The sequence below is a fragment of the Streptomyces sp. NPDC127068 genome (assembly GCF_042724695.1).
GTDB lineage: Bacteria > Actinomycetota > Actinomycetes > Streptomycetales > Streptomycetaceae > Streptomyces.
On sequence record NZ_JBHXEN010000010.1, the window covers coordinates 44,154 to 70,973 of the forward strand.

Genomic DNA, 26,820 nt, shown 5'->3' on the forward strand with positions numbered 1-26,820 from the left:
GTATTGCGGGCGGGGCCCGCCGCGGGGCCGCCGCTCGGTACGCTTGCGCCCATGTACGGCTACGACCAGCACGCAGGCGGCGCCGCCCCTGGGCAGAGTTACGCGCAGCCGCAGTCCCCGCCCCCTCAGATGGCCGGCGGGTACGCGGGGCAGCCCCCGCTGTATCCGGAGCCGTCCCCACCCTCGCTCGCGGACGCGGTGCGGGCGTTCACCACGGGCTCGATGGCCGCCGAGGACTTCCAGCAGATCTTCGCGACCTCGAAGGTCTACTGCCCCCGCGGCGACAACCCCGGTTTCCTCGCGCTGCACAACACCCAGCAGCCGGTGATCCCGATGTTCACCACGCTCAAGGAGCTGCGCCGGTACGCGGGCAAGGAGTCCAAGTACTTCGTGATCACCGGCGCCGAGGTCATCGACCTGCTGCCCACCGGGTACGGGTTCGTGCTCGACATGGAGGGCGACCACCGGATGGTCTTCGACGCGAAGGCCGTCGAGCAGATGGTCGACTTCGCGATGCGCCGCATGTACGGATAGCCCGCGCGCACCCGTACGCGGGTGGGGACGGACGGTCCGCGGGCCTTCGCCTTTCGCGCCGCCCGGGTCACAATGGGCGGGATCAGCCGCAGGGCGGGACGGGAGGCACCGGGTGAGTGACAGCGGACGCGGTTTCAGGTTCGGGAACACGATGAGCCGGCTCGCCGACTGGGCGGGACTGCTCGGCGCGGGCTTCCTGCTGGTCCTCGGGTCCGTCTCGTACGCCCAGGGCCGGGGCCCGCTGTGGTTCGTCCTCGGGCTGGTGGTCCTCGCCCTGAACCTGTTCACCTTCGGCCCGCGCCAGCGCAAGCGCCGGGAGGCCAAGGAGCGGGTGGAGCGGGCGCGGCTCCAACGCGAGCGGGAGACCGCGTAGGCGCCCTGCCGTCGGACGACGAGCGGGCGGCACGGACCGTGTCCGTACCGCCCGGGTCGTGACCGCCGGCTCCCGGGTCAGCCCAGATGTGCCGCGGGCGGGGCGCCGGCCCCGTCCGTGGGCCGGGTGTCGCGCAGCGCGGTGACCGTGATCACCAGTCCCGCCACGAACAGGCCCGCCGCCACCAGGTACGCTGTCGCGTACCCCTCGGTCAGCGCCTCGGCCGCGCGGCTCATCAGGCCCGCGTCACCCGTGGCCGCCGCCCGGTAGAAGGTGGCCGAGGCGTCCGGCACCAGGTCGTCGGCCGTCGTCATGGCGACCGTCGTCAGGGCCGCGAGACCCAGCGCGCCACCGATCTGCTGAGCGGTGTTCAGCAGGGCCGAGGCGATGCCCGAGTCCTGCGGGGCGACCCCGCGCACGGCGCCCAGGGTCATCGGGACGAAGCTCGCGCCCAGGCCCAGTGCGGTGACGAACATCGCGGGCGCCAGGTGCCAGGTGTACGAGGAGTCCGGCTCCAGGGTCGCGAACCACAGCATGCCGAGCGCGCCGACCAGCAGTCCGGGGCCCGCGATCCGACGGGCCGACCAGCGGGAGATCAGTCGGGAGCCGAGCGTGGCCGAGATGCTCATGCCGATGCTGAACGGCAGGTACGCCAGGCCCGTCTTGACGGGGCTGTAGCCGAGCACCTGCTGGAGGTACAGGGTCAGGAAGTAGAAGGTCGCGAACATGCCCGCGCCCAGGAACAGCATGGTCACGTACGCGCCCGCACGGCCCCGGTCACGCAGCAGCCGCAGCGGCAGCATGGGGTGTTCCACCCGGGACTGGAAGACCAGGAACAGCGACAGCAGCACCAGCGCCACGACGAACGAGCCGAGGGTGAGACCGTCGGTCCAGCTGTGCTCGCCGCCGCGGGTGATCCCGTAGACGAGCGCGATCAGACCGCCGGTGCCGGTGATGGCGCCGGGTATGTCCAGCCGCCCGTGCTCCGGCCGGCCCTCGGCCAGCAGCCGGGTGCCCAGGAGCACCGCGATGCCGATCGGGACGTTCACGAAGAACACCCAGCGCCAGTCCAGGTAGTCGGTCAGGACGCCGCCGAGCAGCAGACCGACCGTCGAGCCGATGCCGGCCATCGCCGCGTAGACGCCCATCGCCTTGTTGCGCGGGGCGCCCTCGGGGAAGTTGGTCGCGATCAGCGACAGCGCGGTCGGGGCGGCGACCGCCGCGCCCACGCCCTGGAGCACCCGGGCCGCGATCAGCAGGACCTCGTTGGTCGCGAAGCCGCCGAGGATCGAGGCGACCGTGAACACGACGATGCCGAAGCGGAACATCCGACGGCGCCCGAAGAGGTCGCCCGCCTTCCCGCCGAGGAGCAGCAGACCGCCGAAGGCCAGCGCGTACGAGTTCACGATCCAGGCGAGCGTGCCCGCGGAGACGCCCAGGTCGGTCTGGATGCTCGGCAGGGCGATGTTCGTGATCGTGCCGTCCAGCACCACCATCAGCTGGGCCGCGGCGATCACCACCAGGGCCCAGCCGAGGGACCTTCCGGCGGGTGGCGCTCCGCTGGTGGGCGCGCTCGCTGCTGTCGTCGTCATGGGGGAGCTCCTCGTCAGGGCGGACCGGTCCGCCCGGACACGCCAAGGGAGAAAACTATACGCACGTTGATTTTTATTTCTCACCGCCCGGTGAGAAACGCATCACACCCGGCGTCCCGCCCGGGCATCCGGACGCACGGAAGCCCGCCACACAGGGGTGCGGCGGGCTTCGGCTACGGACTGCGTACGGGGTACTGGGTACGGGCTGCGTACGGTTACGGCTCGGGGGCGATCAGTTCGCGGAGGACGGGGACGGCGAGGCGCAGGACGTCGTCGAGGTCCGCGTCCGCGAGGTCCGGCATCCGCAGCACATGGCGGTGCGTGGCGATGCCCATCATCATCGCGCCCACCAGGGCCGCCCTCAGCCGGGCGTCCGGGTCGTCGCCGAGCCGTTCCGCCAACGGGTCCACCGCCTGCTCGGTGATCCGACCGCGCAGCAGCTCCGCGGTCTCCTCGCTGCTCATGCTGGCCCGCAGCAGTGCGGTCGGGGTCTCCGGAGCGTTCGACCAGGCGCCGAGCATGACCCGCAGGTAGTTCCCGACGGACTCACCGAGGTCGTCGGTCGTCAGCTCCGCCACCGGGATGCGCCACTCCACCGCCTCCCGGAAGAGGTTCAGCTTCGTCCCGAAGTACTGGATCACGGACGCCTTGTCGACCTCCGCGTCCGCCGCGATGGCGCGGATCGTCGTCCGCTCGTAGCCCGACTGCGCGAACTGGCGCCGGGCCGCCTCCAGGATGCGGCGCCGGGTGCGCTGCCCCTTGCGTTCGGGGGCCGGGGCGGCGTCCTGCTGGTCCGGGGCGTCGCCGCTGGTCACGACGGGGCTCCTCTCGGGGCGGGCGGGGGACCCCGATGCTACGCGTCCGCCGAGCGGACCGGACCAAGGGGAGCGGGCCCCGGAGAGGAGGTTCACCCCGAGTGCCGTCGCCCACCACCTTCGTGATTCCCACGGAGTGCGCACGGCAGGTCAGTTGTGTCGTTCCTGCCGGTCGTTCTTGACGATGACGACCTTGGGATTCTCGGGCAGTGGCTTGCCCGGGTCCTCCGCCGTGAGTTCCGTGGGCCACGAGGTGCCGTGATAGACACCGACCACCGCTGTCTCGACGCGTACCGTCGCGTCGAATCCGCCCGGTCCGGTGAGACGCACGTCGACCTCGTAGAAGGCGCGCCTCGCACCGTAGTTGGTGATCTTGACCGGTACGGACAGTGCGTCACCTCGGCGAACTGGAGCGTACACAGTCACGTCGCCGTCGGTGAGGAGCGGTTTCCCGAAATCCTCCTTGCCCTGGGGCATCCCCGTTTCGGAGGCGCGGTAACCGTGGTGTTGTCATCAGTTGCATGGCTGAGCATTGCCCTTACGATCGAGGATCGTCGGTTGGCTTTTCGAGGTCTTCATGACAGCGACAACTGTGGCGTCGCAACCCCGCACTTTCCTGCGTGCCGGCTCAGCGTACTGTCATGAATCTGGCCGAACTCGTCTCGAGACGTGCTCAACGCGGGCCCGCGGTCGGAGTCGCGTCCGTCCCGGCGGCCCTTCCGGTACCGCGCGTTCTCGTGCGGTCGCTGTCCTTCGTGCCGCGGGGCACCCGTCCGGTCCCCCGCCGCGCACCGGCGTCAGGGGTCCTCCGGGCCGGGTGGGGGGTCCGGGGCGCGGTCCTCGTCGAGCGGGGCGGACGCGCCGGGGACGCCGTCGAGGGGGAGCACCGCGCCCAACGCCCGCACCGCGAAGATCGTGGTGTCGTCCCCCAGGTGCCCCCCGCCGTGCCGCAGCGTGGCGTCCCGCACGAAGGCCACCAGGCGATCGGGCCGGGCGGTGGCCGGATCGTCCGCGAGCGCCTGGGCGACGGCCGCGGCCAGCGGGAAGAACGTCCCGTGCGCGTCCCGTGCCTCGGTGACCCCGTCGGTGACCAGGAGCAGCGTCTCCTCGGGCCCGAGGGCGACCTGTTGCACGTGGACGCGGCTTTCGAAGAGATCGCCCAGACCGAGCGGGAGCCCGTCGCCCGGCGGGAGTTCGCGCACCCCGGCCGGGCCGACCACCAGCGGCGGCTGGTGGCCGAAGTTGACGAAGGTGACCGGCCGGCCGGTCACCGCGAGCGGGGGGAACCCGAGCAGGACCGCGGTGGCGAACCGGTCGCTGTCGTCGCGCCCCACCTGCATGCAGTAGAAGCGGTGCCGCATCATCCGCGACTCCAACCGTTCGGCCACGGTGCTCAGTTCCGGTTCGTAGTAGCCGGACTCCCGGAACGAACTGAGCAGCACCGCCGCCCCGTCCACCGCGCCGAGGCCCTTGCCCTGGACGTCCCCGATCAGCACCCGGGTGCCGTGCGGGCTGGGTTGGATGTCGTAGAAGTCGCCGCCGACCTTCGCCGCCCGGTCCGCCGCCAGGTACACGGCGGCGTGGTCGAGTCCGCCCCAGCGCGCGGGCAGCGGGCGCAGCACGGTCCGCAGGGTCGTCTCGACCACGTCGCGCATGTGCAGCGCGCGCCGTTCGTTGCGGATGCGGACCCAGGAGGCGGCCACGGCGAGCACGCCGCCGGCCGTGACGAGGATGAAGTCGGGCAACCCCGTCTGGTACTGGTGCGGCCAGGTGTTGTCCATGCTGAGGTAGGTGACGATGGAGAGCACCGCGAAGACGGCGGTCGTCCACACCCCGCACAGTGCGGCGGAGATGCCGGGGACCATCACGATCCAGGAGATCACCCGGAACTCGCCGGAGGTGTTCAGGTCGAAGAGGAGCAGTCCGACCAGCAGGACCAGGGGCGCCACCCACGCCACGCTGTAGCCCCTGATCCGTAGCAGGGAGGACGCGCCGGAGCCGCCGGACAACCGGTCCACGGGGCCGTCCGGCAGGTCGGGCGGAGTGAGCTCGGGCGGGGGCATGGGGCGGGCGCGCCGGACGGCCGGTGGGCTCAGTCCTCGGTCGTGTAGTAGTGGTAGAACGTCGCGGCGCCGGTGCCGAAGGCCGCGCCGAGGGCGATCCCGGTGGCCAGCAGGACCGAGTGACCCGTTTGGCTGTAGCAGAAGCCGACGGCGAGCCCGGCGAAGACCGCCCAGGCCAGCGCGCGGGCCTCCTTGGGCAGTGCGGGGCCGACGCGGTGCAGCGCGAAGGCGATCCCGGCGAAGAGGATGCCGCTGACGAAGCCGAGCAGGATGTTCCAGCCGGTGACCTGGTAGCCGCTGGCGTCGCGGCTGATGCCCGCGACCCAGAAGCCGTAGACGATGCCCGCCAGGACGGGCAGCCAGGTGCCCGTCGCCCTGGGGTCGACACCGGTGCGGGTGCGCGGGGCGCGGTGGCGTCCAGCGGTGCGTCCTGCGGTCGGGGTGCCACCGGGTGCCGCGGGGGCGCCGGGTGCGGGTGCCGCATGCGTCATGGGACCACTCCTCTCGGGGTGCCGGTGGGCCGCGGCGGTCCGCGCCGTGCGCCCCACCTCCTCCAGAGCACACCCGAGGCCGCACCCCGGCAACTCGTGACCCCGGCAGCGCGTGCCTGCTCGGCCACCACGACGGCCCGCCCCCTTGATCGCGCACATGTTCGAGAAAAGTGCCGCGGAGGCGATGAGTTTCCGGTTCCGGGTCGGTCTTCCCCTTGAACCGTGCACCACGGACTATGGAACGAAGCACAACAAATGCCACAAGATCACCCACTTCACGGCGAGGCGGATATGAGCAACAGAAAGGGCGGGCGGGCGGCAGCGCAGCCCGGTGCCCCGGCGATCGAGACCGCGGGTCTGGTGAAGACCTTCGGCGACAACCGGGCGGTCGACGGCGTCGACCTGACCGTCCCCACCGGCACGGTGTACGGCGTCCTGGGGCCCAACGGCGCCGGGAAGACCACCACCGTCAGGATGCTGGCGACCCTGCTGCGCCCCGACGGCGGCGAGGCCCGGGTGTTCGGGCACGACGTGGTCCACGAGGCCGACGCCGTGCGCTCCCGGGTCAGCCTCACCGGCCAGTACGCCTCCGTGGACGAGGACCTCACCGGCACCGAGAACCTGGTGCTGCTGGCCCGGCTCACCGGACACGGCCGCAAGGCCGCGTACGGGCGGGCCGAGCAGTTGCTCGGCGCGTTCGGACTCACCGAGGCGGCCGGCCGGCAGGTCAAGAGCTACTCCGGCGGGATGCGGCGCCGGATCGACATCGCCGCCTCGATCCTGAACACCCCGGACCTGCTGTTCCTGGACGAGCCCACCACCGGACTCGACCCGCGCAGCCGCAACCAGGTGTGGGACATCGTGCGGGCGGTCGTCGCCCAGGGCACCACCGTGCTGCTGACCACGCAGTACCTCGACGAGGCCGACCAGCTGGCGTCCCGGATCGCCGTGATCGACAAGGGCCGGGTCATCGCCGAGGGCACCAAGGGCGAACTGAAGGCGTCCGTCGGCGCGGGGGCCGTGCACGTGCGGCTGCGCCACGCCGACCAGCGCCCGGAGGCCCGGGACCTGCTCGGCCGGGTGCTCGACGCGCCCGTCACGCTCGAATCCGACCCGGTCGCCCTCACCGTCCGGATCGGTCAGGACCCCGTCGACGGCCAGGACCCCACCGGGCAGGCGTCCCGGGCGCTCGCCGAACTGTCCCGGGCCGGGATCAAGGTCGACAACTTCGCCCTCGGCCAGCCGAGCCTGGACGAGGTCTTCCTCGCCCTCACCGACCGCCCCGCCGGTCACCCCACCGACCGGCCCGCCGACGGCTCCGCCGACCGTCCCGCCACGGGCACCCCCGCGAAAGAGGCCCTCACATGAGCACCGCGACCACGACCACGGACGCCCAGGACCTCGCACCGGTCAGTACCGACTCGCTCGCGGAACTCCTCGTCCCCCGGGAGCGCCCGCACCGGCCCGGGCCGCTGTCGGCCTCCCTCACCTTCGGCTGGCGGGCCATGCTGAAGATCAAGCACGTTCCCGAACAGCTGTTCGATGTGACGGCTTTCCCGATCATGCTGATCCTGATGTACACGTACCTCTTCGGCGGGGCCCTCGCCGGCTCGCCCCAGGAGTACATCCAGTACCTCCTGCCCGGCATGTTGGTCATGTCCATCGTCATGATCACGATGTACACGGGTGTCGCCATCAACACCGACATCGACAAGGGCGTCTTCGACCGCTTCCGCACGTTGCCCATCTGGCGCCCCGCCGCGATGGTCGGCTACCTCCTCGGCGACATGCTGCGCTACGTCATCGCCTCCATCGTGATGATCACCGTGGGGCTGATCATGGGCTTCCGCCCCGACGGCGGCCTGCTCGGCGTCCTCGCCGGCGTCGCCCTGCTGATCGTCTTCTCGTTCGCGGTGTCCTGGGTGTGGACGATGCTCGGACTGCTGTTGCGCACCGAGAAGTCCGTGATGGGCGTCAGCATGATGGTGATCTTCCCGCTGACCTTCCTCAGCGACATCTTCGTCGACCCCAAGACCATGCCCGGTTGGCTCCAGACGTTCGTCAACCACAACCCCATCACCCATGTGGCCACCGCCGTGCGCGACCTCATGGCCGGTGAGTGGCCGGCCGCGGAACTCGCCTGGTCGCTGGGGTGGTCCGTGGTGCTGGTCGTCGTCTTCGGCACGCTCACCATGCGCATGTACAACCGCAAGTAGCACCGGACGGCGAACCGGGGGCGGGCCCCTGCAACCGGCAGCACACCTCTCCCGCCCCCGCCACGCAGCACGCGCCGCTCGGGTGCAGACCCACCCGAACACCACCCCCCGGCTCGCGCCGGCCGCCCGCGCGCCGTTGCGTGGAACCGTGCCCCCCACCAGACGCGGCCGACTGCGCCGCACGGCCTCCGCGACGCTGATCGTCGCCGCCTGTGCGCTGCTGCCCCTCGCCACCGCCGCCGTCTGGGCCCGCAGCGAACTCGGCGACGCCGACGCGTACACCGCCGCCATGGCGCCCCTGGCCACCGAACCGGGCGTACGGGACGCCCTCGCGGACGCCGTCACCGCCGGCATCATGCGCGAGGTCGACCCCGACGCCCTCCAGAAGGGCCCCGTACGGGTCTTCGTCCGGGACGCGGTGGGCTCCTTCACCGCCACCGACGCCTACCGGGGCAGCTGGGACACCGCCAACCGCACCGCCCACGGCGTGGTGATGCGCGCGGTCCGCGAACAGCACGGCGAAGGCGTCACGATCGACCTGGCCGCCGTCACCGCGCAGGTCAAGCAGAGCCTCGTCGACGACGGGGTGCCCTTCGCCCGGCGCATCCCCGTGCAACCCACGGTCGTCACCGTGCTCAGCGGCGAGGAACCCGAACGACTCCGCAAGGGGGTCCACATGCTCGAACTCGCGGGTCTCTGGCTGCCCGTCGGCTCCGTCCTGCTCGCCCTCGGCGGCATCCTGCTGGCCACCCTCCGCCGCCGCGCCGTCACCGCGACGGCCCTCGGCACGGCAGCGGCGGCGGCGGTGCTGGCCATCGCCATCGCCGTGGTCCGCGAGGTCACCCTGGGCGACCTCCCGCCGCACGTGTCCCGCGCGGCGGCCGGCGCGGTGTTCGACGCCCTCACCGGCTCGTTGCGCACCGCGGTACGGGTGATCCTGGTCCTCGGGCTCGCGGTGGGCCTCGCGGGCTGGGCCGCCGGCCGGTTCTCCGGAGTGCGCGGAGCACGCGCCGCCCCGCCCGCCCCCGTACTCGAACCCGCCGGGCGCACCCTCACGATCACCCCGTTCACCCACCCCGCCGGACACCCCGCCGGGCCGCCCCGGCCCGCCGCGGACGCCGCGCCCCGCGCCCACCGCCCGCCCGCCCGGGCAACCGCGACCGGCCGGGCGTCGTCGTCCTTGGGAGAGGATGCAGACGACGACACGTAGCCCACGGAGCCGCACGGAACCGCCGGGCCCCACCGGAAGCGGGCCGCACGGCCGGAAGGAACAGCGGGACATGGCAACGCCCACGCGGACCGACGACGACACCCTGCCCGGCCCGCCGCCGCCCGCACCCCGGCGCCGACGCGGGGCCCGGGCCTGGCTCGCGGGCCTGCTGCTCCTGGGCGTCAGCGTGGTGACGGGCTGCCGGCTCCTCGACAGCGACGGCTTCACCCCCGTGCCGCAGCTCCTCGCGTTCCTGCCCTGGCTGGCCGTCCCGACCGGGGCGGCCCTGCTGCTCGCCGCGTTCGCCCGTTGGCGTACCGGCCTGGTCTGGGGCGTGCTCGCGCTGGGCCTGGTCGCCTGGTACTCCGAGCCCTACGGCAAGACCTCCACGCCCGACGGCCCGCCGCACGCCGAGCTCCGGGTGATGACCTCGAACGTCGAGTACAGCGTGGCGACCGACACCCTGATCGACGCGGTCCGCCGGGAACGCCCCGACCTGCTCTTCGTCCAGGAGTGCGACCCCGGCTGCCTGGCGGAGCTGCGCAAGGAGATCGGCGCGGACTACCCGCACCGCACCGCGGTCGAGGCGTACGGCGCGGAGGGCTCCGCGATCCTCAGCCGCACCCCGCTGCGAGCCACCGCGGGGATACCCGGCAGCACCCTCGGCATGCCGGGCGCCACCACCGAGGTCAAGGGCGAACGGGTCCGCCTGCAACTCGCGCACCCCATGCCCCCGCTGCCCGGCGGACTCGGCACCTGGCGCCGCGAACTGGACGCCCTGCACGACCTCGCCGCCGCCGAGGACGGGGTCGCGGCCGGCCCGATGATCGTCGCGGGGGACTTCAACGCCACCCAGGACCACGCCGCGTTCCGCCGGCTGGTCGACGCGGGGCTGCGCGACGGCGCCCGGCTCGCCGACTCCTCCCGCACCGCCACCTGGCCCTCCTCCACCGCCGGACTGATCGGCGCGCAGATCGACCACGTGCTCGTGTCCCGCGACTTCGCCGCCCGCGACGCCCGCTTCCTCGACCTGGGCGACACCGACCACCGCACGGTCGTCGTCGACCTGACCCTGCACAAGACGCCCCGCGGATAGTCCGCGCCCCCGAAAACGGCTTGCACGAAGGCCCGATGACCATGACGTTGGAACCATGCGGATACGTGTGGGAGTCATCGGGTTGGGCATGGGGCTGCACCTGGCGCACTGGTGCCGACGGGTCGGGATGGACGTCGTCGCCCTGTGCGACCGCGACCCCGAACGCCGCGCCGCAGCCGCCGCGGACCTCCCCGACACAGAACTCACCGAACGCTGGGAGGACCTGCTCGAACGCCCCCTGGACGCGGTGGTCCTCGCCAACGACTTCGACGCGCACGCACCGCTCGCCGTCGCCTTCCTCGACCGCGGCGTGCACGTCCTGTCCGAATCCGCCGCCTGCACCGACGAGGCGGAGGGCCGGGAACTGATCGCCGCGGCGGACCGCTCGACGGCCACGTACTCGTTCGCCGAGAACTACGTCGTCCACCCGCACGTCCGGCTGGTCCGGGCCGCCGCCGACGCCGGTGAGCTGGGCCGGATCTCCCTGATCGAGGCGGACTACCTGCACGGCATGGCGCCCGAAACGGTCACCTCCCTGATCGGCGACCCGAACCACTGGCGGGGCCGCATCGCCCCCACCGCGTACTGCACCCACACCCTCTCCCCCGTGCTGGCGCTGACCGGCGCCCGACCGGTCGAGGTGGCGGCGTTCACCGTCGACGAGCGGGACCCGCGCAGCGCGGTGGTGATGACGGTCCGCCTGTCCAGCGGGGCGCTGGCCGTCACCCGACACGGCTTCCTCCAGGGCGAACCCGACAGCCACTGGAGCTGGCTCTCGGTGCGCGGCACCCACGGCCTCGCGGAGTCACTGCGCGCACCCGGCGACCGTGCCTACGCGGTACGCGTACGCAACGAGGGCTGGACGACACCCGACGGCACGGTCCGCGACGAGGAACGGACACCGCCGCACGTCCTGGTGGACGGCTCCCCCGTCGAACGCCGCGCCGAGGGCACGGTGTTGCTGCTGCGCGCCTTCCGCGCAACGGTGGAACGGGGCGCCTCGCCGCTGGTCCCGGTGCGGGACGCGGTCGCCGCCTCCCTGGTGGGCGTCGCGGGCGCCCGCTCCCTGGCGGAGGGCTCCCGCCCGGTGCCGGTACCGCAGCTGTGACGAGCCGCTCAGTGGTAGCCGGCCAGACCGTCCGCGAGTGCGTCCCCGTCACCGTCGCGCAGGGCGAAGAGTGCCTGTTGCAGGGCGAACGTGCCCCGTACCGCGGCGATGCGCACCCCGAGCCCGGGGTCCTCATCGTCGATCCGGCCGAGCAGCCGCGCCAGGAACCCGGGTCCGTAACCGGCGCCGACGGCCGCGAGGTCTTCGGCGCGGTCGCCGAGGGACACCTCGTCCCAGTCCAGCACCCCGGCGAGGTGCGGCGAGCCGTCCCGCCACTCCCACAGGACGTTCTCGGCCCCGAGGTCCCCGTGCACCACGGCTCCGGTGCGGTGCGCAAGCCCGTCCAGCGCGGCCAGCTCCCGCCCGGCCCGTAGCCGCCCGTCCCCGGACATCAACGGGAACAACTCCGTACGCACGCCGTCCGCGAACCGGCTCCACTGGTCCTCCGGCGCCACGGGCACCAGCGCGCGCACGCTCGCATCGGAGCCGGCGCGCGCCAGCCCCGCCAGCAACGCGGCGTACTGCGCCGCGACGGCGTCGGCCACGGCGGCGTCGCCGAGCACGTCCGCCTGCAACGGCTCCCCTGGAATCCGACTCAGCACCAGAAACGGCACCTCACCGTCGCCACGGTCCAGCGGCTCGGGCGTCCGACAGCCCAGGTCGAGCCCGGCGAGGGCGCTCAGCACGGCGGCGCGCTCCGGGAGTCGACCGGCCGCCGCCCGGGTCCGGGGCAGGCACACGACACGGTCCGCGCCGATGACGACGTCATGGAACTGCCCGCTGCGCACGTCCAGTTCGCCCGGTGCGTCGTCGGGCAACAGGCGACCCAACAGGGCGCTGTGCGTCTCGCGTACGTTCATGGCGTGACCTCCGGTTCCGGAACCACGGGGCGGGTGGGGCCGTCCTCGCATCTGAGTACCGCGCGAGCCGAACAGGAGTACGACCACGATGAGCACCCTACGCACCGGGACGGTCCGGTGAAGAGGTCCGGCGTGGTCGCCGGCGTCATCACCTTGTTGCTGCTGGTCTGGGCGTTCCTGCCCTACGACACCGACAAGACCCCGCAGCGCCACAGGACCGGCGTCGCCGATCTCGACCTGAGCGTCACGGGACGGCCCTCCCCCGGAACCCTCTCCGCCGTCGAACGCGTCCTGGCCCGCCTCCAGGAGCAGGACGCGGACGGCCTGAAGGAACTCGCACTGGACGGCGACGAAGCCGAGGACATCGCTCGGACCTGGGTGTCGGAGTGGGGAGGCCGGGCGCAGGGTCCCATGACCGCGGACTTCGGGCCGCTGGACAAGGAGGAGGTGACGGTCCAGGTCGCCTTCGAAGGGGAGCAGCGGCGGCTACGGATCCTCCTCGCTCCGAAGGACGACGGGTGCGAGGACTGCTTCGGCCTGATGCTGACGTGGAAATGACGGCGGCCCGGTCGAGGGTACTCGGCGCCAGCGGCACGCCTACGGGAGCGGGTCCGGCGTGAGCGTACGGGGCCTCGTTGTCAGTGGGGCGCCCTACTGTCCGAGGTAGTGAGAACGGGCCGACGGAACGGCCGGTTCCGTCCTGGGGAGGGGTCTGCCGTGGCGCGTTCGACGACGTATCTGGAGCTGTCGCAGGAAGGCGGCGGCGCGCACAAGTTCTACGAGGTGACCGTCGACGGCACCGTGGTCTCCGTGCGGTACGGGCGGATCGGCGCGGACGGCCAGACGACGGTGTCCTCGTTCCCCACCGAGGTGAAGGCTCGGGCCGCCGCAGCGAAGAAGGTCGGCGAGAAGGTCCGCAAGGGCTACGCGCCCGCCGTGCAGGGAGCCAGGGCCGCCCGCCCGGTGACCCGCCGCCAGGTGAGCTCCGCCCCGTCGACGGCCCGCTCCACCGCCCCGGTGCTGTGGCGACTGCGCACCGGCTCCGCGGCGTTCGGCATCCACATCGACCAGGACCGCTGCTGGGTCGGCAACCAGGCGGGTGACGTCTACTCGCTCAGCCACGGCGGCGAGGTGCTGGCCCGCTACTCCCTGCCGGACGGCGTCAAGTGCCTGGTCGCCGACGACTTCTGGATCTACGCGGGCTGCGACGACGGCACGGTGTACGACCTGTCGTCCAAGCTGCCGTTCGGGGCGTACACGATCGCCCCGGACGTCGACATCTTCTGGCTGGACATCCACGAGGGCGTCCTCAACGTCTCCGACGCCCGCGGCGGGCTCACGGTGATCGACCACGAGGACGAACACCAATGGTCCCGCAAGTCGGAGGGCCAGCACGGGTGGATGGTCCGGGCCGACGCACGGGGCGTCTACCACGGGCACGGCACGGGCGTGACGGCGTACGCGCAGAACGGCACGGGCGAGCTGTGGCACACCCCGACCCGGGGCGGCGTGCTGTTCGGCTGGCAGGAGGACGACTCGGTGTACGCGGGCACCGCGCGGCACGTGGTCCAGCGGCTGGCGAAGTCCACCGGTGCGGTCGTCGCCGACTACCGCTGCGACACCTCGGTGTACTCCTGCGCCACCGCGCCCGGCGGCGCCTACGTGTTCGCGGGCGACTCCTCGTCCTCGGTGTACTGCTTCGACGCCGCGGGCAACCGGCTGTGGAAGCTCGGCACCGGCAGCGGCTCGGCGCTGTCCATGCAGTACCTGGACGAGCGGCTGTACATGGTCACCACGGACGGCTCGCTGGTCTGCATCGACGCCTCGGACGCCGCCATCGCCGCCGCCCAGCAGGGCACCGTGCCGGTGGCCAGGGACGTCAAGTCGGCCGCCGCGCTGCCCGCGTACACGCCGGTGAGTTCGGTGTCCGCGCTGGCGACCGTCTCGGCGGCGCCGGCGGGCGGAATCGTCGTGGAGTGCGTCCAGACGGGCTCCCGGATGCGGGTGCACGTCGTGTCGGACGGCTACGACCCGCGGTGGAACGTCCAGTTCCCGCGCGGGATGCGCGAACCGGGCGCCCGGTACGTGGTGGACGAGCTGCACACCTCCGCCGGCGGCTTCTACCGGGTGCGCGGCGAGATACGCCGACTGGTGTGAGGCGCCCCGCGCCGGAGGGAACGGGTGGTGCGGGCCGCCCGGCGAGAGGGGCGGCCCGCACCTGTGGGGGGTGAGCGGACGTACCTGGTGTGGGGGTGGTGCGTCAGCCGTTCTTGGCGGTGCCGAGCGTGGCGCCCGCCTTCTCCAGGGCCTTGGCGAAGCCGTTGACCCAGAGCTGGTTGACCCGTGCGCGCTCCGCCGCGTTGGGGTAGGCGTTGCGGCACGAGGTGCCCGGACCGCCGCCCGACATCAGCTCGCTGCACGGGCCGCGGTAGTTGTCGTACAGGCCCAGCACGTGGCCCGTCTCGTGCGAGGTGACCCGGGTGGAGTCGTACTGCTGGTTCTGGCGGTAGTCGAGGAAGATGAACCCGCGGCCGTGCATGTTGGTCGAGGCGTACGAACCCCGCGGGTCGTTGCCCTCGCGGTAGGTGAAGTCCGCGGCGCCGGTGACCTCCTGGAGCCGCACGTTGGACACCGAGCTGTTCCAGATGGCGGTGCTGCTGGCTATCTGGCCGCGGAAGGACGGCGCGCTGGACGCGTTGTAGCGGACGGTCACCAGACGGGCGCCGGGGTTGGCGGCCCGCTTCTCGGCCACCGACTTCACGACCGCCTCGAAGAACCTCTTGGTCGCGGCGGAGTCCTCCTTGGACCCCTCGTAGCGGGCGATCGACTCGGTGGTGGAGGCGGTTGTGGTGGCCTCGGCGGCGCGGGCGTCCGCAGCGGCGGCGGGGAGGGTGGCCGCGGCTGCCGTCACCGCGGCGATGCCGAGGCCCAGGGCGGCTGACAGGAAGCGTGTGGGGGGCTTCATGGTGCGCTCCTCTTGTGTGCGATCGGGTCCGGGTGGGGCCCCGGGGAGCGGGGTCCCGAGGGGGGTGGGGGGTGGGAACCGGTTCGACTGCTAAGGAGTTTCAGGGAGGAACGCGAGTTCGGGATGATGGCAAGTGGTGATAGCCCGGCCCTATCGCTTCCTTGACGCACCCCGTTACGGACGCGTCAGCACGGGGCCCGAACGGCTCCGGAATCCCGGGAGTCCCGGGAGTGTGACGAGGACCGTCTGGTGCGGGTGCCCTGAGCGGGCCTACGCTCACTTGTCATGGACCTCGAAGTGAGGCACCTCCGCGCCCTGTGCGCCATCGCCGACACGGGCAGCCTGCACAAGGCGGCCCGGGCCCTGGGCGTCGCTCAGCCCACCCTCAGCACGCAGTTGCGCCGCATCGAACAGGCCGTGGGCGGCAAGCTGTTCACCCGGGAGCGGTCCGGTTGCCGCCCCACCCCGCTCGGCCGGGTGCTGCTCGGGCGGGCCCGCCCGCTGGTCGCGGAGATGCGGGCCCTGGTCAACGACACCCGGGCCGCCGCGGCGCGCGCCACGGACGGCACCCAACTGCTGATCGGCTCCACCGCGAGCCGTGCGCTGCCCGGTTGGCTGCGCAGGTTGCGCCAGCGCCACCCGGGCACGGAGCCGACGCTCCAGATGGACGTGTCGTCGAACGCGCTGCTCGGCATGGTCGCCGACGGTCAACTCGACGTGGCGTTCGTGCACGAGGTGGAGGGCAGCCCGCTGCGCTTCCCCGCCGAACTGCGCAGCCGGGTCCTCGTCGAACGGGAGCCCCAGTTCGTGACGTTGGCGGCCGACCACCCGGCGGCGGCCCTGCGCTCCGTACCGGTCGGCGCCTTGGCGCACGACCGCTGGATGGTCGACTCGACCGTGGACGGGGAGTGGGACGCGGTGTCCCGGGTGCTGCGGGAGGCCGGGCTCAACCCGCGGGTGCTGCACGGGGACTACCTCACCGCGTACACCCTGGTCGCCACCGGCGAGGTGGTGACGGTGTCCCAACCGACCACGCTGCCCCGACCGGACACCGTGGTGCGCCCCCTGGAGGGCGACCCGATCGGGGTGCGGCTGCTGCTGGTGGCCCGGACCTGCACGGAGTTGGACGCGGCCTTCGACGACCTGGCGGCGGCCTATGCGGAGGCGGCGCAGGAAGCGCCCGCCTACGCCCGGTGGTTGGCGGACCGGGGCCGGAGCAGCCCCGTCCGGCCCGCCGCCCCGGCCCCCGCCGTCGAACCCCCCGCCGAACACCCCCACGGACGTCCTGCTGAGCATCCGGTCGAACACCCGGTCGCGCCGGTCCGCCTGCCGGGGCACGGCCGGGTGTCCGTAACGGGGTCGGGCCCCGTACCGGGTTCGGTACCCGTGGCGCGTGCGGGGCCGGAGCCCGGGCCCGTGCCGTCGCCCCGGCGGCCGAGTCGGTGGGGTCAGGTGCCGATGGCGTGACCGTCGGTGCGCCAGACCGCGACCACCGAGGGCCGCACGATCCGCCCCGGACCGTCCGGCCAGGTGCTCGCCGGCCGCTCCACGCTCGCGCCGTCCACCTCGCCCGGGTGCTGCACGGCGACCAGCACCCGACGGTCCTGGACGATCGGACCGCAGGTCTCCGCCCCGGTCGGCACGGTCAGGAACTGTTTCAGTTCGCCCCGGCGTTCCCCGCGGGTCGCGACGCCGAACAGTCCGTCGTGGGTGCCGAGCGCATTGCCGTCCGTGGAGATCCACAGGTTGCCGTGCGGGTCGAAGGCGAGGTTGTCCGGGCAGGAGATCGGCGAGACCCGGTCCTTGGGGAAACCCGCGAAGTACGTCGCCGGGTCGTCCGGGTCGCCCGCCACCAGGAACAGGCTCCAGGCGAAGCGCGTGGCCTCGGGGCGGTTGCCGTACTCGGTGAGTTCGAGGACCTGACCGTGCTTGTTGCGGTTGCGCGGGTTCGCCTCGTCCGCCCCGGGCTTGTCGGGCTTGCCGCGGTCGGAGTTGTTGGTGAGGGCCACGTACACCCGGCCGCTGTGCGGGGACGGCTCCACGTCCTCGGGGCGGTCCATCTTGGTGGCGCCCGCCTTGTCCGCGGCCTGCCGGGTGAAGACGTACACCTCCTCGGCGGTCATGCCCGGCACGTGCGAGACGGCGCGTCCGCGCGGGCCCGCGGTCGCCAGCGGGATCCACCGGCCGCCGCCGTCGAACTCCCCGTCCAAGGGGAGCGTTCCGGTGCCGTCGAGCTCCGCGGCCGGGGAGTCCCCGGTCAGCTTCGCCACGTAGAGGGTGCCCTCGTCCAGCAGGGTCAGGTTGTGCGCGTGCGCGGTGCGGCTGTTACCGCGCATGCGCCTCTTCGAGGAGACGAACTTGTAGAAGTAGTCGAAGCGCTCGTCGTCGCCCATGTAGACGACGGGCCGGCCGTCGGCGGTGAGCCGGGGCTGCGCCGCCTCGTGCTTGAACCGGCCGAGCGCGGTCCGCTTGCGCGGCGTCGAGTCGGGGTCGTACGGGTCCAGCTCCACGACCCAGCCGAACCGGTTCGCCTCGTGGGGCTCCTTCGTCAGGTCGAACCGGTCGTCGAACCGCTCCCACTTGCGCTCCGACGCGCCGCCCGTGATCCCGTACCGCTTCAGCCGGGCCGCCGTCACCGGATCGGTGACCCGGTCGGCGTGGCCGAAGTACTGGTTGAAGTTCTCCTCGCCGTGCAGCGTGGTGCCCCACGGGGTCTCGCCGCCCGCGCAGTTGTTGAGGGTGCCCAGCACGGTGACGCCCCGCGGGTCGGCCCCCGTGCGCAGCAGCCGGTGGCCCGCGACGGGCCCGGTCAGCCGGAACTCGCTGGTCATGGTGAGGCGCCGGTTCAGGTGGTGGCGCGGTACGGCGGTCAACCGGCCGGTGCGGCGCTGGTCCGCCACGACCACGACCGACAGTCCGTGCGCGGCCCAGGCGATCTCCACCTGTTCGCGCGTCGGGTTCTCGGGGTCGTAGTCCCGGAACATCAGGACCTCGTCCGTGTACTCGTGGTTCGCCACGAGCAGCTGCCGGCCGTGCTCCCGGGGCAGCGGCAGCAGGCTCAGGAAGTCGTTGTTGTAGCCGAACTGGCCGGCCTGCGCCGCGGCGCTCTGCCGCTCCGGGTCGAAGGCCGGGGCGCCCCGCAGGATCGGGTCGCCCCAACGGATCACCAGGTTCTGCCCGTACCCCTCGGGCACGGTGACCGCGTCGTTGCGGTTCGGGGCGACCGGGCTGAACCGCAGCCCGCGGGCCGCCCGGTCCCGCGGCGGCCGGTGCCGACCGGCGACGGCCCCCCCGGCCGGGGCGGCCTGCGCCTCGGACGCCCCGGTGCCGAGCAGGGCGCCACCGGCCGCGGCGGTGACGGTCACCACGGCCGCCGACCGCATCAGCGAACGGCGGCTGACGGCTCCGGCGATGATGTCGCCCGCGTACGCGTTGTCGCTGGTGTTGGGCACCTCGCCGAAGCAGGCGTCGCCGCAGCGGTAGCGGCAGGTGAGGGCGGAGCGACCGCCCGGGTGAGAGGTGGTGGTCATCGGCAGCAGTCTGCGCACGTCTCGTCCCCTTGTGGGTGTGTTCGGCTCGGTGTGCGTACGGCGCGAACCTAGGGCGTTCCCCTCGCGAAGGGAGGGACGAAACGTGAACGCGGAGTGAACCCGGCAGGGAGAGCGGGGGCGCCGTTGGGCCGTCGGGGTGGGTCGGCCGCTGATCGCCGGGGCGTTTGGCTAACCTTACGTGGCCATCCTGGCCAGGGATTGACAGAACAACTCATCTGAAGGGTTGCGCACATGGGCATTCTGAGTCGGCTGCGGGGCGTTTTCGGTCGGTCGAAGAAGTCGGAAGGCCCTGCGCAGGGTGCCGAAGGCGAATCGCCGCAGGTGGCGGAGGGGGCTGAGGCGGCGGAGTCCGCCACGGAATCGGCCACTCCCGCGGCCACAGCCACAGCCCCCGCCGCTGCCACCGCCACCGCCACCGCCGAGACATCAGCTCCGGCTCCGGCTCCGGCTTCGACCTCGGGCGAGCCGTCGAGCAAGGACACCAGCACTGATTCCGGTTCCGCTGACGGTTCCGCGCCGTCGGACACCGCGTCCGGCACGACCACGTCCGGTACGACCGCGTCCGGTACGGACGAGGACACGGACGCCGGGGTGCGGCTCCCGGCGCAGTCGTCCGCGGACGAACTCGTCTCCGCCGCGTTCGACCGGGTGAGCGTGCCCCGGCCCGCGGAGCCGGTGCGGGACCCGTCCCCGGTGGTCCCCGCCCAGCCCGCCGCACCGGCCGCGTCCGCCGTGCCGGCCACGTCCTCCGAGTCGGCGGCACCGGCAGCGGCGACGGCCCCGACCGCCTCGGTCACCGAGGTCGAGGCCAAGCCGGTGATCCCGGCCCCCGCCACGGAGCCGGACCCGACCCCCGCACCAGTCGCCGAGACGGTGGCCGCACCGGCCGCTGAGCCGGTCGTCACCGAGGCGGCGCCCACGATCCCCGCGCCCGCGGAGCCGATCACCGCACCGGTCACCGCGCCGGTCGCTGCACCGGAGCCCGAGGCCGTACCGGAGCCGCAGGTCGTAGTGGAGGCCGAGCCCGCTGCCGCACCGGAACCGGCCGCCGAGCCCGTACCCGCCGGGAAGCCCGCGTGGAGCCTGGCGCGGGTGCGGACCAGGGCGCCCGGCCTGGTCACCGGGTACAAGGCGGCGGGCGCCGCGCTGCGCAAGCGCGACCTCACGGGCACCCGCCTGCGGGTGTACCTGGTGCTGGACCGTTCCGGCTCGATGCGCGGCTACTACAAGGACGGCTCCGCGCAGGGGCTCGGCGAGCAGGCGCTCGCCCTGTCCGCGCACCTGGACGAGACGGCGACCGTCCCCGTCGTGCTGTTCTCCACCGAGGTGGACGGCACCGGGGAGCTGGACCTCACCGCGTACGAGGGACGGGTCGACGAGCTGCACGCCGCCGCCGGACGCATGGGCCGCACCAGCTACCCCGCGGCGATCGCGGAGGTCGTGGCCCACTACGAGAAGTCGGGGTCCGAGGACCCCGCACTGGTCGTGTTCCAGGTCGACGGTCCCCCGGACGCCAAGGGCCCGGCCACCGAGGCACTCGCCGAGGCCGCCCGGCTGCCGCTGTTCTTCCAGTTCGTCGCGTTCGGCGAGCACGAGGCGAAGGGCTTCGACTACCTGCGCAAGCTGACCGCCGACAACGCGGCGTTCTACCACGCGGGCCCCGCGCCCCGGGAACTCACCGACAAGGAGCTGTACGACGGGCTGCTCGCCGCGCTGCCCGACTGGCTGGCCGCCCGGCGCGGCTGAGCGCGACGGCTGAGCAGCCGGTACGGCCCGGTAGAGGGGTCCCACAGGGGCGTCCCCGCGGAGAAACTCCGCGCGGGGCGCCCCTGCCCGTCGGATAGGATTTGTGGATTCCGCACCCGGCGGGGCGGGGCCGCGAGGCCCGGTCACCGGCCGGCACAGACCATCACCGCACACCGCGAACTGGGAGCAGCCCCCGATGGCTCGACACCTCATCACCAGCGCCCTTCCGTACATCAACGGGATCAAGCACCTGGGCAACATGGTGGGGTCCATGCTTCCGGCGGACGTGTACTCCCGGTACCTCCGCCAGCGCGGCCACGACGTCCTGTACATCTGCGCCACCGACGAGCACGGCACCCCCGCCGAGCTGGCGGCCAAGGAGCGCGGTCTGCCGGTGGACGAGTTCTGTGCGCAGGCGCACGACGCGCAGAAGGCCGTGTACGACGGCTTCGAGCTGGCCTTCGACTACTTCGGCCGCAGCTCCTCGGCGCAGAACGTGGAGATCACCCAGCACTTCGCCCGCAAGCTCAACGAGAACGGGTTCATCGAGGAGCGGGCGATCCGCCAGGTGTACTCGCCGACCGACGGCCGCTTCCTGCCGGACCGGTACGTCGAGGGCACCTGCCCGCACTGCGGCTACGACAAGGCCCGCGGCGACCAGTGCGAGAACTGCACCCGGGTCCTCGACCCGACGGACCTGATCAACCCGCGCTCGGCGATCAGCGGGTCCACGGACCTGGAGGTCCGCGAGACCAAGCACCTGTTCCTCCTCCAGTCGAAGCTCCAGCACGAGGTGGAGGCGTGGATCGACGAGGTCGGCGACGCCTGGCCGCAGCTCGCCTCCTCCATCGCCCGCAAGTGGCTGACCGAGGGCCTGCACGACCGCGCGATCACCCGCGACCTGGACTGGGGCGTGCCCGTACCGGCGGACACCTGGCCGGAGCTGGCGGCCGAGGGCAAGGTCTTCTACGTGTGGTTCGACGCGCCCGTCGAGTACATCGCCGCGACGAAGGAGTGGGCCGACGCGGCGCCCGCCGGTGAGGTCCGGGACTGGAAGTCGTGGTGGTACGAGGCCGACGACACCGTCCGGTACACCGAGTTCATGGCCAAGGACAACGTCCCCTTCCACACGGTGATGTTCCCGGCGACCGAGTTGGGCGTGCGGGAGCCGTGGAAGAAGGTCGACTACGTCAAGGCGTTCAACTGGCTGACGTACTACGGCGGCAAGTTCTCCACCTCGCAGAAGCGGGGCGTGTTCACGGACGCGGCGCTCGACGTGCTGCCCGCGGACTACTGGCGGTACTTCCTGATCGCCAACGCCCCCGAGTCCGACGACTCCTCGTTCACCTGGGAGCACTTCACCGCCACGGTGAACAAGGACCTGGCGGACACCCTCGGCAACTTCGTCAACCGGGTGCTGTCGTTCTCGAAGAAGCGGTTCGGGGACGAGGTCCCGGCCGGCGGTACGCCCGGTGTCGCCGAGGAGAAGCTCGGTACGGAGATCGCCCGGCTGCTCGCCGAGTACGAGGAGCAGATGGAGGCCCTCCAGTTCCGCAAGGCCGCGGCTGCGCTGCGCGCGCTGTGGTCGGCGGGCAACTCCTACCTGGAGGAGAAGTCCCCCTGGCTGGAGATCAAGACCGACCCGGAGGCGGCGGCGCTGACGCTGCGCACGGCGATGAACCTGATCCACCTGTACGCGGTGGTGTCCGAACCGTTCATCCCGGCCACCGCGAAGGCGATGCGGGGCGTGTTCGCCCTGGAGGGCGACACGGCGCTGTGGGTCACGCCGGCTGAGGCGTCCGCGTTGGGCACCGTGCCGGTGGGGACGTCGTTCACGGTGCCGCCCGTGCTCTTCGCGAAGATCACGGACGAGGACCTGGAGGCGTTCCGGGTCCGCTTCGGCGGCGGGGAGTAGTTCGTCGCCGTTCCGGCTTGCCGAAGGGCCGCGCGGGTCGTCCGTTGCGGCCCTTCCGTACGTCCACCTGCGGTGCGCCGCCCCGTGCGGGTGCGCGGTGGTTGCTCGCGCAGTTCCCCGCGCCCCTGATCAGGTGCGCTGCGGCCGGGGTGCGCTGTCCGGTGCGGGCCGGCCTCAGCTCACCCAGTGGGTCAGGGGCTCCGTGTCGAGGTCGAAGCCGACCGGGTCGGGCAGCGGCACGGTCTTGCCGAAGGGGACGGTGAGCACGGATTCGTAGCGCACTCCGTCCGGCAGGGAGTGGACCTTGACCTCGTGCGTGCCGCGGTCGATCAGCAGGTAGACGGGGATGCCGGTCTCGGCGTACGCACGGGGCTTCTCCACCCGGTCGCGGTTCGTGGTGTCCGAGTCGGAGGAGGTGACCTCCACGACCATGAGGACCCCGTCGGCGGAGGCCCACTCGCCCTGGTTGACGAAATGTTCAATGGGCGCCAGCACACCGTCAGGGCGTGCATTACCGCTGCGGTAGCTCTCCACCCGGATGCCCTGCTCCCCGAAGAGCCACGCCCCAGGCAGGGTCTGCGAGCACAACTGCATCAACCAGACGATGATCCGTCCGTGGGCACCGTCCGGCACTGCCTTCTCCCCGATCCTTCCGTTGATGAACTCCAAGCGCAGGGCTTCGTCCACACGGTCGCCCAAGCGGGCAAGCTGCTCGAACTTCTCCTGGTTCAGGACACCCGGGCCCTGTTCAGCGCCGCTCATGCTGGACTCCTGGATCGGTGGTGACTCCCAGGGTAGGGCTCTAGCCCCGGTCGGGGGAGAACTCGTGACGAGTGGTGACATGACCGGGAGTGTAGGAGCGCCCCATGCCGTGCGACGTGCGGATCGTCGCACCATGTGATGAAGGGGAGTGGAAGGGGCTTGCGGGGGCGTACGGGGTGTGAACCTCGGGACTACTCGAACTCGTATTGCAGTTCGTACAGATGGCCCGCCTTCGCCGTCACGGTCACCTCGATCGGGCGTTCGTCGTCGCTGTACACGACCCGCAGCGTGCGCAGGATCGGCAGATCCGTCGGTAGACGCAACGCCTCGTACTGGGCTTGGGTCGGTACGCGGGCCGACACGCGGTCGACGGTGAGCCTCGGCGGGTATCCCATTCCGGCCAGAAGAGCCGGTGTCCCGCCCCGGATCTTCCGGGCTTCCGCCAGGGCGGTTCCCCGTGCGAGGTCGAGAGGGTAGTACGACGAGACCAGTTCGACGGGCTCTCCGTCGTGCAGCAGGAGTTGCTTCCGTTCCACCGCCGTTCCGGTCCCGGCCAGGCCCAGCAGGCTTTCCGAAGTCGGCCGGGCGGATCGTGTCCTGCCGGTGTTCACGGACGGTCACCCCCGAGCCCGCTCGACCGATGACCAGGCGTTCGTCCTTCAGTATCCGAACGCCTTCTGCACGGTGGCGCTCGACGCCTCGAACCGCTCCTTCAGCCGCTGCGTGGAGGGCAGGTTGGTGGCGGGCGCCAGGACACCGGACATGATCTCGTCGCGTAGATCCGCGGCGATGCGCTCGTGCAGGGGACGCCGGTCGAAGGTGTCTTCATGGGTCTCGGGCATGTCAGTCCACCCTCCTCTCGTAGCTGAGTTCCTGGGTGGCGGCCGGAAAGACCGACACGTCGACCTGGAACGGGACGCCCCGGTCGTCCGCCGTGACCCGGGTCAGGGTCAGTACGGGGGCGTCGGCGCCCATCGCCAGCGACTCCCGTTCCTGAGCGTCCGGCATCCGCGCACGCACCACTTCGCGTACGACGTGGGCGACGTGTCCGAGGTCCGCCAGCAGGGTGACGGCGCCACCGGGGATCTTCGAGGTCTCCGTCAGACGGGTGCCCCGGGCGATGGCCGCCGGGTAGTAGGTGTCCGTCAGCTCCGTGGGCTCCCCGTCGAGGAACATGACCCTCCGCCGGACGATCACCTCCGCCGCTTCGTGGAGCCCCAGCAGCTCCGCCACCTCGCGGGAGGCCCGGACCTCCCCGGCCCGGACGACGCGCTGCGTCCCCTTGCGCCCCTTGGCGGCGGTCTCGGTGGTCCAGGCGTCGGCCTGACCCGCCGCAGGGGGCCTCAGGTACGGCGCGGAAGCGTGCGTCCACCCGCCTTCGGGCACGGGTCCTCCCTCTTCACCAGCGTCCCAGAACCTTGCCGCTCTACACAGTAAAGAGAACGCGCGGGCCGCCGCCGTCCTGCGCACCGCCCTGAACGGCGGACCCGTCGTCCGCTACCGCACCACCCGGCAGACCTACGCCCTGACCGCCGTGGCGCGGACGAACACGCGTGACCCGAGAGGCGCCCCGTCAGGGGCGCGGGGAACTGCGCGGGCGACCCCCACGCACCCGCAGGGGAACGCGTACCGCCGGGAACCGTACGGCGCGCCGAAGGGCCGGCGCCTCCGGGGAGGTCGCCGGCCCTTCGGGGAAGAGAGGAACTACTTCGGCTGGGGCTTGCGCACGCTCAGGTGCAGCTCACGGAGCCGGGACTCGTCCAGCTCCGTCGGCGCACCCATCATCAGGTCCTGCGCGTTCCCGTTCAACGGGAACGCGATCGTCTCCCGGATGTTGGGCTCGTCGGCGAGGAGCATGACGATCCGGTCGACGCCCGGGGCGATGCCGCCGTGCGGCGGGGCGCCGAAGCGGAACGCGCGGAGCATGCCCGCGAACTCCTGCTCCACGGTGTCGCGCTCGTAGCCCGCGATCTCGAACGCCTTCAGCATGACCTCGGGCTCGTGGTTGCGGATCGCGCCGGAGGACAGCTCGACGCCGTTGCACACGATGTCGTACTGCCAGGCCAGGATGTCCAGGGGGTCCTTCTCCTCCAGGTCCTTCATGCCGCCCTGCGGCATGGAGAACGGGTTGTGGGAGAAGTCGATGCGGCCGGTCTCCTCGTCCTTCTCGTACATCGGGAAGTCGACGATCCAGCAGAAGCGGAAGACGCCCTCCTCGAAGTGGCCGGCGCGCTTCGCGGCCTCGACGCGGACCGCGCCCATGATCTTCGAGACCTCGTCGTACTCGCCGGCGCCGAAGAACACGGCGTGGCCGGGGGCCAGGGCCAGGCGCTTGGTCAGCTCGGCGACGTTCTCCTCGGTGAGGAACTTCGCGATCGGGCCGGTCAGCGAACCGTCCTCCGCGACCCGGACCCAGGCGAGGCCCTTCGCGCCCTGCTCGACGGCGTACTCACCGAGCTGGTCGAAGAACTTGCGCGGCTGACCGGAGACGTCGGGCACCGGCAGGGCCCGTACGTGCTTGCCGGCGAAGGCCTTGAACTCGGAGCCCTCGAACACGTCGGTGATGTCGACCAGCTCCAGCTGGGCCCGCAGGTCCGGCTTGTCGGAGCCGTACTTCGCCATGGACTCGCGGAACGGGATGCGCGGGAACGGCGAGGTGACCGGACGGCCGCCGCCGAACTCCTCGAACAGCTCCGTCATCAGCTTCTCGATGGGCTGGAACACGTCCTCCTGCTCGACGAAGGACATCTCCACGTCGAGCTGGTAGAACTCGCCCGGCGAACGGTCCGCGCGGGCGTCCTCGTCCCGGAAGCAGGGGGCGATCTGGAAGTAGCGGTCGAAGCCGGAGATCATCAGCAGCTGCTTGAACTGCTGCGGGGCCTGCGGCAACGCGTAGAAGCGGCCCGCGTGCAGCCGGGACGGGACCACGAAGTCACGGGCGCCCTCGGGGGAGGTCGCGGTGAGGATCGGGGTCGCCATCTCGTTGAAGCCGAGGGCGACCATCTTGTGGCGGATCGCGGAGATCACGGCCGTCCGCAGCATGATGTTGCGGTGCATGCGCTCGCGGCGCAGGTCGAGGAAGCGGTACTCCAGGCGCCGCTCCTCGTTGACCCCGTCCTCGGCGTTGATCGTGAACGGGATCTGCTGGGCCGCGCCCAGCACCTCGACCGCGTCCGCCTCGATCTCGACCTCACCGGTCGGCAGCTCGGCGTTGACGTTGTCGGCGCCGCGGGACACGACCTTGCCGTCGATCCGGACGACGGTCTCCTTGGTCAGCTTGTCCAGGACCTCGGCCGCGGCGGTGCCGGGGCGGGCGACGAGCTGGGTGATGCCGTAGTGGTCGCGCAGATCGATGAAGAGGATGCCGCCCAGGTCTCGACGGTTGTGCAGCCAGCCGCTCAGCCGGACGTCGGCGCCGACGTCAGAGGCGCGGAGCTCGCCGCAGGTGTGGGACCTGTACCGATGCATCGTGGTTCATCCAGTCTTGACGGAGTGCAGTGCCGGGCCCGTCAAGGTTACCGCC

The 26,820-nt window shown here is 72.0% G+C and carries 24 protein-coding genes and 1 pseudogene; 12 read left to right on the forward strand and 13 right to left on the reverse strand.

What is annotated here, in order from left to right; translation table 11 throughout:
- Window positions 1–51 precede the first annotated feature (51 nt).
- Window positions 52–534, forward strand: a complete 483-nt coding sequence (locus tag ACFWIA_RS08490) for an SseB family protein (protein ID WP_385488949.1) — start codon at window positions 52–54, stop codon at window positions 532–534.
- Window positions 535–646: 112 nt separating this feature from the next.
- Window positions 647–907, forward strand: coding sequence for a hypothetical protein (locus ACFWIA_RS08495; protein ID WP_387001719.1), 261 nt, complete (start codon window positions 647–649; stop codon window positions 905–907).
- A 77-nt stretch (window positions 908–984) separates the two neighbouring features.
- Here the strand turns inward: ACFWIA_RS08495 and ACFWIA_RS08500 are convergent, their stop codons facing one another.
- The 5 genes from ACFWIA_RS08500 to ACFWIA_RS08520 all read right to left on the reverse strand — a co-directional run bounded on the left by ACFWIA_RS08500 (window position 985) and on the right by ACFWIA_RS08520 (window position 5,868).
- Window positions 985–2,499 carry an MFS transporter gene (locus ACFWIA_RS08500; protein WP_387001721.1) on the reverse strand — a complete coding sequence of 505 codons (1,515 nt, stop codon included), beginning with the start codon at window positions 2,497–2,499 and terminating at the stop codon, window positions 985–987.
- 215 nt (window positions 2,500–2,714) lie between these two features.
- Entirely contained in the window at window positions 2,715–3,314 is a 600-nt protein-coding gene (locus ACFWIA_RS08505) for a TetR/AcrR family transcriptional regulator (protein WP_387001723.1), read from the reverse strand.
- A 150-nt stretch (window positions 3,315–3,464) separates the two neighbouring features.
- Window positions 3,465–3,740 (reverse strand): hypothetical protein, encoded by a 276-nt coding sequence (locus ACFWIA_RS08510; protein ID WP_387001725.1) that lies wholly within the window; start codon window positions 3,738–3,740, stop codon window positions 3,465–3,467.
- A gap of 371 nt (window positions 3,741–4,111) precedes the next feature.
- A complete protein-coding gene (locus tag ACFWIA_RS08515) occupies window positions 4,112–5,377 on the reverse strand; it encodes a PP2C family protein-serine/threonine phosphatase (RefSeq protein ID WP_387001727.1) in 1,266 nt (421 codons plus the stop codon).
- Window positions 5,378–5,406: 29 nt separating this feature from the next.
- Window positions 5,407–5,868 carry a hypothetical protein gene (locus ACFWIA_RS08520; protein WP_387001729.1) on the reverse strand — a complete coding sequence of 154 codons (462 nt, stop codon included), beginning with the start codon at window positions 5,866–5,868 and terminating at the stop codon, window positions 5,407–5,409.
- A gap of 291 nt (window positions 5,869–6,159) precedes the next feature.
- On the opposite strand from ACFWIA_RS08520, the gene ACFWIA_RS08525 reads away from it, so the two are divergent.
- The 5 genes from ACFWIA_RS08525 (at window position 6,160) to ACFWIA_RS08545 (ending at window position 11,498) form a co-directional block, all read left to right on the forward strand.
- A complete protein-coding gene (locus ACFWIA_RS08525; RefSeq protein WP_387001731.1) occupies window positions 6,160–7,236 on the forward strand; it encodes an ATP-binding cassette domain-containing protein in 1,077 nt (358 codons plus the stop codon).
- The gene (locus ACFWIA_RS08530) at window positions 7,233–8,084 is read left to right on the forward strand and encodes an ABC transporter permease (protein ID WP_387001733.1); all 852 of its coding nucleotides are present in this window, start codon (window positions 7,233–7,235) and stop codon (window positions 8,082–8,084) included. The genes ACFWIA_RS08525 and ACFWIA_RS08530 overlap by 4 nt, the downstream gene beginning before the upstream one ends.
- A gap of 148 nt (window positions 8,085–8,232) precedes the next feature.
- Entirely contained in the window at window positions 8,233–9,294 is a 1,062-nt protein-coding gene (locus tag ACFWIA_RS08535) for a hypothetical protein (protein ID WP_387001736.1), read from the forward strand.
- A gap of 70 nt (window positions 9,295–9,364) precedes the next feature.
- Window positions 9,365–10,390: an endonuclease/exonuclease/phosphatase family protein gene (locus ACFWIA_RS08540; RefSeq protein WP_387001738.1), complete on the forward strand. Its 1,026-nt coding sequence runs from the start codon at window positions 9,365–9,367 to the stop codon at window positions 10,388–10,390.
- Window positions 10,391–10,445: 55 nt separating this feature from the next.
- Window positions 10,446–11,498 carry a Gfo/Idh/MocA family protein gene (locus ACFWIA_RS08545; protein WP_387001740.1) on the forward strand — a complete coding sequence of 351 codons (1,053 nt, stop codon included), beginning with the start codon at window positions 10,446–10,448 and terminating at the stop codon, window positions 11,496–11,498.
- Window positions 11,499–11,506: 8 nt separating this feature from the next.
- Here ACFWIA_RS08545 and ACFWIA_RS08550 read toward each other — a convergent pair whose 3' ends face one another.
- Window positions 11,507–12,358: a phosphotransferase family protein gene (locus ACFWIA_RS08550; protein WP_387001742.1), complete on the reverse strand. Its 852-nt coding sequence runs from the start codon at window positions 12,356–12,358 to the stop codon at window positions 11,507–11,509.
- A 117-nt stretch (window positions 12,359–12,475) separates the two neighbouring features.
- Between ACFWIA_RS08550 and ACFWIA_RS08555 the strand changes: the two genes are divergently transcribed.
- On the forward strand, window positions 12,476–12,916 hold the full coding sequence (locus ACFWIA_RS08555; protein WP_387001744.1) for a hypothetical protein: 441 nt from the start codon (window positions 12,476–12,478) through the stop codon (window positions 12,914–12,916).
- Between the two features lie 159 nt (window positions 12,917–13,075).
- Window positions 13,076–14,515: a WGR domain-containing protein gene (locus tag ACFWIA_RS08560; protein WP_387001746.1), complete on the forward strand. Its 1,440-nt coding sequence runs from the start codon at window positions 13,076–13,078 to the stop codon at window positions 14,513–14,515.
- A 103-nt stretch (window positions 14,516–14,618) separates the two neighbouring features.
- Here ACFWIA_RS08560 and snpA read toward each other — a convergent pair whose 3' ends face one another.
- Window positions 14,619–15,323, reverse strand: a complete 705-nt coding sequence (snpA, locus tag ACFWIA_RS08565; RefSeq protein WP_387001748.1) for a snapalysin — start codon at window positions 15,321–15,323, stop codon at window positions 14,619–14,621.
- A 285-nt stretch (window positions 15,324–15,608) separates the two neighbouring features.
- Here snpA and ACFWIA_RS08570 point away from each other — a divergent pair.
- Window positions 15,609–16,565 (forward strand): annotated as a pseudogene (locus ACFWIA_RS08570) (LysR family transcriptional regulator); the annotation flags it as partial.
- Between the two features lie 206 nt (window positions 16,566–16,771).
- Here the strand turns inward: ACFWIA_RS08570 and ACFWIA_RS08575 are convergent.
- A complete protein-coding gene (locus ACFWIA_RS08575; protein ID WP_387001751.1) occupies window positions 16,772–18,871 on the reverse strand; it encodes a PhoX family protein in 2,100 nt (699 codons plus the stop codon).
- 234 nt (window positions 18,872–19,105) lie between these two features.
- Here ACFWIA_RS08575 and ACFWIA_RS08580 point away from each other — a divergent pair, with 234 nt between their 5' ends.
- Entirely contained in the window at window positions 19,106–20,620 is a 1,515-nt protein-coding gene (locus ACFWIA_RS08580) for a VWA domain-containing protein (RefSeq protein ID WP_387001753.1), read from the forward strand.
- A 196-nt stretch (window positions 20,621–20,816) separates the two neighbouring features.
- Window positions 20,817–22,535 (forward strand): methionine--tRNA ligase, encoded by a 1,719-nt coding sequence (gene metG, locus ACFWIA_RS08585; protein ID WP_387001755.1) that lies wholly within the window; start codon window positions 20,817–20,819, stop codon window positions 22,533–22,535.
- Window positions 22,536–22,709: 174 nt separating this feature from the next.
- Here metG and ACFWIA_RS08590 read toward each other — a convergent pair whose 3' ends face one another.
- The 5 genes from ACFWIA_RS08590 to aspS form a co-directional block, all read right to left on the reverse strand.
- Window positions 22,710–23,297, reverse strand: a complete 588-nt coding sequence (locus tag ACFWIA_RS08590) for a Uma2 family endonuclease (RefSeq protein ID WP_387001756.1) — start codon at window positions 23,295–23,297, stop codon at window positions 22,710–22,712.
- A 191-nt stretch (window positions 23,298–23,488) separates the two neighbouring features.
- Window positions 23,489–23,908 carry a UTRA domain-containing protein gene (locus ACFWIA_RS08595; protein WP_387001758.1) on the reverse strand — a complete coding sequence of 140 codons (420 nt, stop codon included), beginning with the start codon at window positions 23,906–23,908 and terminating at the stop codon, window positions 23,489–23,491.
- 48 nt (window positions 23,909–23,956) lie between these two features.
- The gene (locus ACFWIA_RS08600) at window positions 23,957–24,139 is read right to left on the reverse strand and encodes a GntR family transcriptional regulator (protein ID WP_387001760.1); all 183 of its coding nucleotides are present in this window, start codon (window positions 24,137–24,139) and stop codon (window positions 23,957–23,959) included.
- A gap of 1 nt (window position 24,140) precedes the next feature.
- Window positions 24,141–24,683: a GntR family transcriptional regulator gene (locus tag ACFWIA_RS08605; RefSeq protein ID WP_387001762.1), complete on the reverse strand. Its 543-nt coding sequence runs from the start codon at window positions 24,681–24,683 to the stop codon at window positions 24,141–24,143.
- Window positions 24,684–25,001: 318 nt separating this feature from the next.
- Window positions 25,002–26,765 (reverse strand): aspartate--tRNA ligase, encoded by a 1,764-nt coding sequence (aspS, locus tag ACFWIA_RS08610; RefSeq protein WP_387001763.1) that lies wholly within the window; start codon window positions 26,763–26,765, stop codon window positions 25,002–25,004.
- Window positions 26,766–26,820: the final 55 nt, after the last annotated feature.

Excerpts from the sequence above, each read along its gene's own strand:
- ACFWIA_RS08545 (WP_387001740.1), top strand. The coding sequence starts at position 10,446 with ATGCGGATACGTGTGGGAGTCATCGGGTTGGGCATGGGGCTGCACCTG.
- ACFWIA_RS08500 (WP_387001721.1), bottom strand. The coding sequence starts at position 2,499 with ATGACGACGACAGCAGCGAGCGCGCCCACCAGCGGAGCGCCACCCGCC.
- ACFWIA_RS08540 (WP_387001738.1), top strand. The coding sequence starts at position 9,365 with ATGGCAACGCCCACGCGGACCGACGACGACACCCTGCCCGGCCCGCCG.
- ACFWIA_RS08525 (WP_387001731.1), top strand. The coding sequence starts at position 6,160 with ATGAGCAACAGAAAGGGCGGGCGGGCGGCAGCGCAGCCCGGTGCCCCG.
- ACFWIA_RS08490 (WP_385488949.1), top strand. The coding sequence starts at position 52 with ATGTACGGCTACGACCAGCACGCAGGCGGCGCCGCCCCTGGGCAGAGT.
- snpA (WP_387001748.1), bottom strand. The coding sequence starts at position 15,323 with ATGAAGCCCCCCACACGCTTCCTGTCAGCCGCCCTGGGCCTCGGCATC.
- ACFWIA_RS08515 (WP_387001727.1), bottom strand. The coding sequence starts at position 5,377 with ATGCCCCCGCCCGAGCTCACTCCGCCCGACCTGCCGGACGGCCCCGTG.
- metG (WP_387001755.1), top strand. The coding sequence starts at position 20,817 with ATGGCTCGACACCTCATCACCAGCGCCCTTCCGTACATCAACGGGATC.
- ACFWIA_RS08530 (WP_387001733.1), top strand. The coding sequence starts at position 7,233 with ATGAGCACCGCGACCACGACCACGGACGCCCAGGACCTCGCACCGGTC.
- ACFWIA_RS08550 (WP_387001742.1), bottom strand. The coding sequence starts at position 12,358 with ATGAACGTACGCGAGACGCACAGCGCCCTGTTGGGTCGCCTGTTGCCC.
- ACFWIA_RS08520 (WP_387001729.1), bottom strand. The coding sequence starts at position 5,868 with ATGACGCATGCGGCACCCGCACCCGGCGCCCCCGCGGCACCCGGTGGC.
- aspS (WP_387001763.1), bottom strand. The coding sequence starts at position 26,765 with ATGCATCGGTACAGGTCCCACACCTGCGGCGAGCTCCGCGCCTCTGAC.
- ACFWIA_RS08600 (WP_387001760.1), bottom strand. The coding sequence starts at position 24,139 with ATGCCCGAGACCCATGAAGACACCTTCGACCGGCGTCCCCTGCACGAG.
- ACFWIA_RS08590 (WP_387001756.1), bottom strand. The coding sequence starts at position 23,297 with ATGAGCGGCGCTGAACAGGGCCCGGGTGTCCTGAACCAGGAGAAGTTC.
- ACFWIA_RS08580 (WP_387001753.1), top strand. The coding sequence starts at position 19,106 with ATGGGCATTCTGAGTCGGCTGCGGGGCGTTTTCGGTCGGTCGAAGAAG.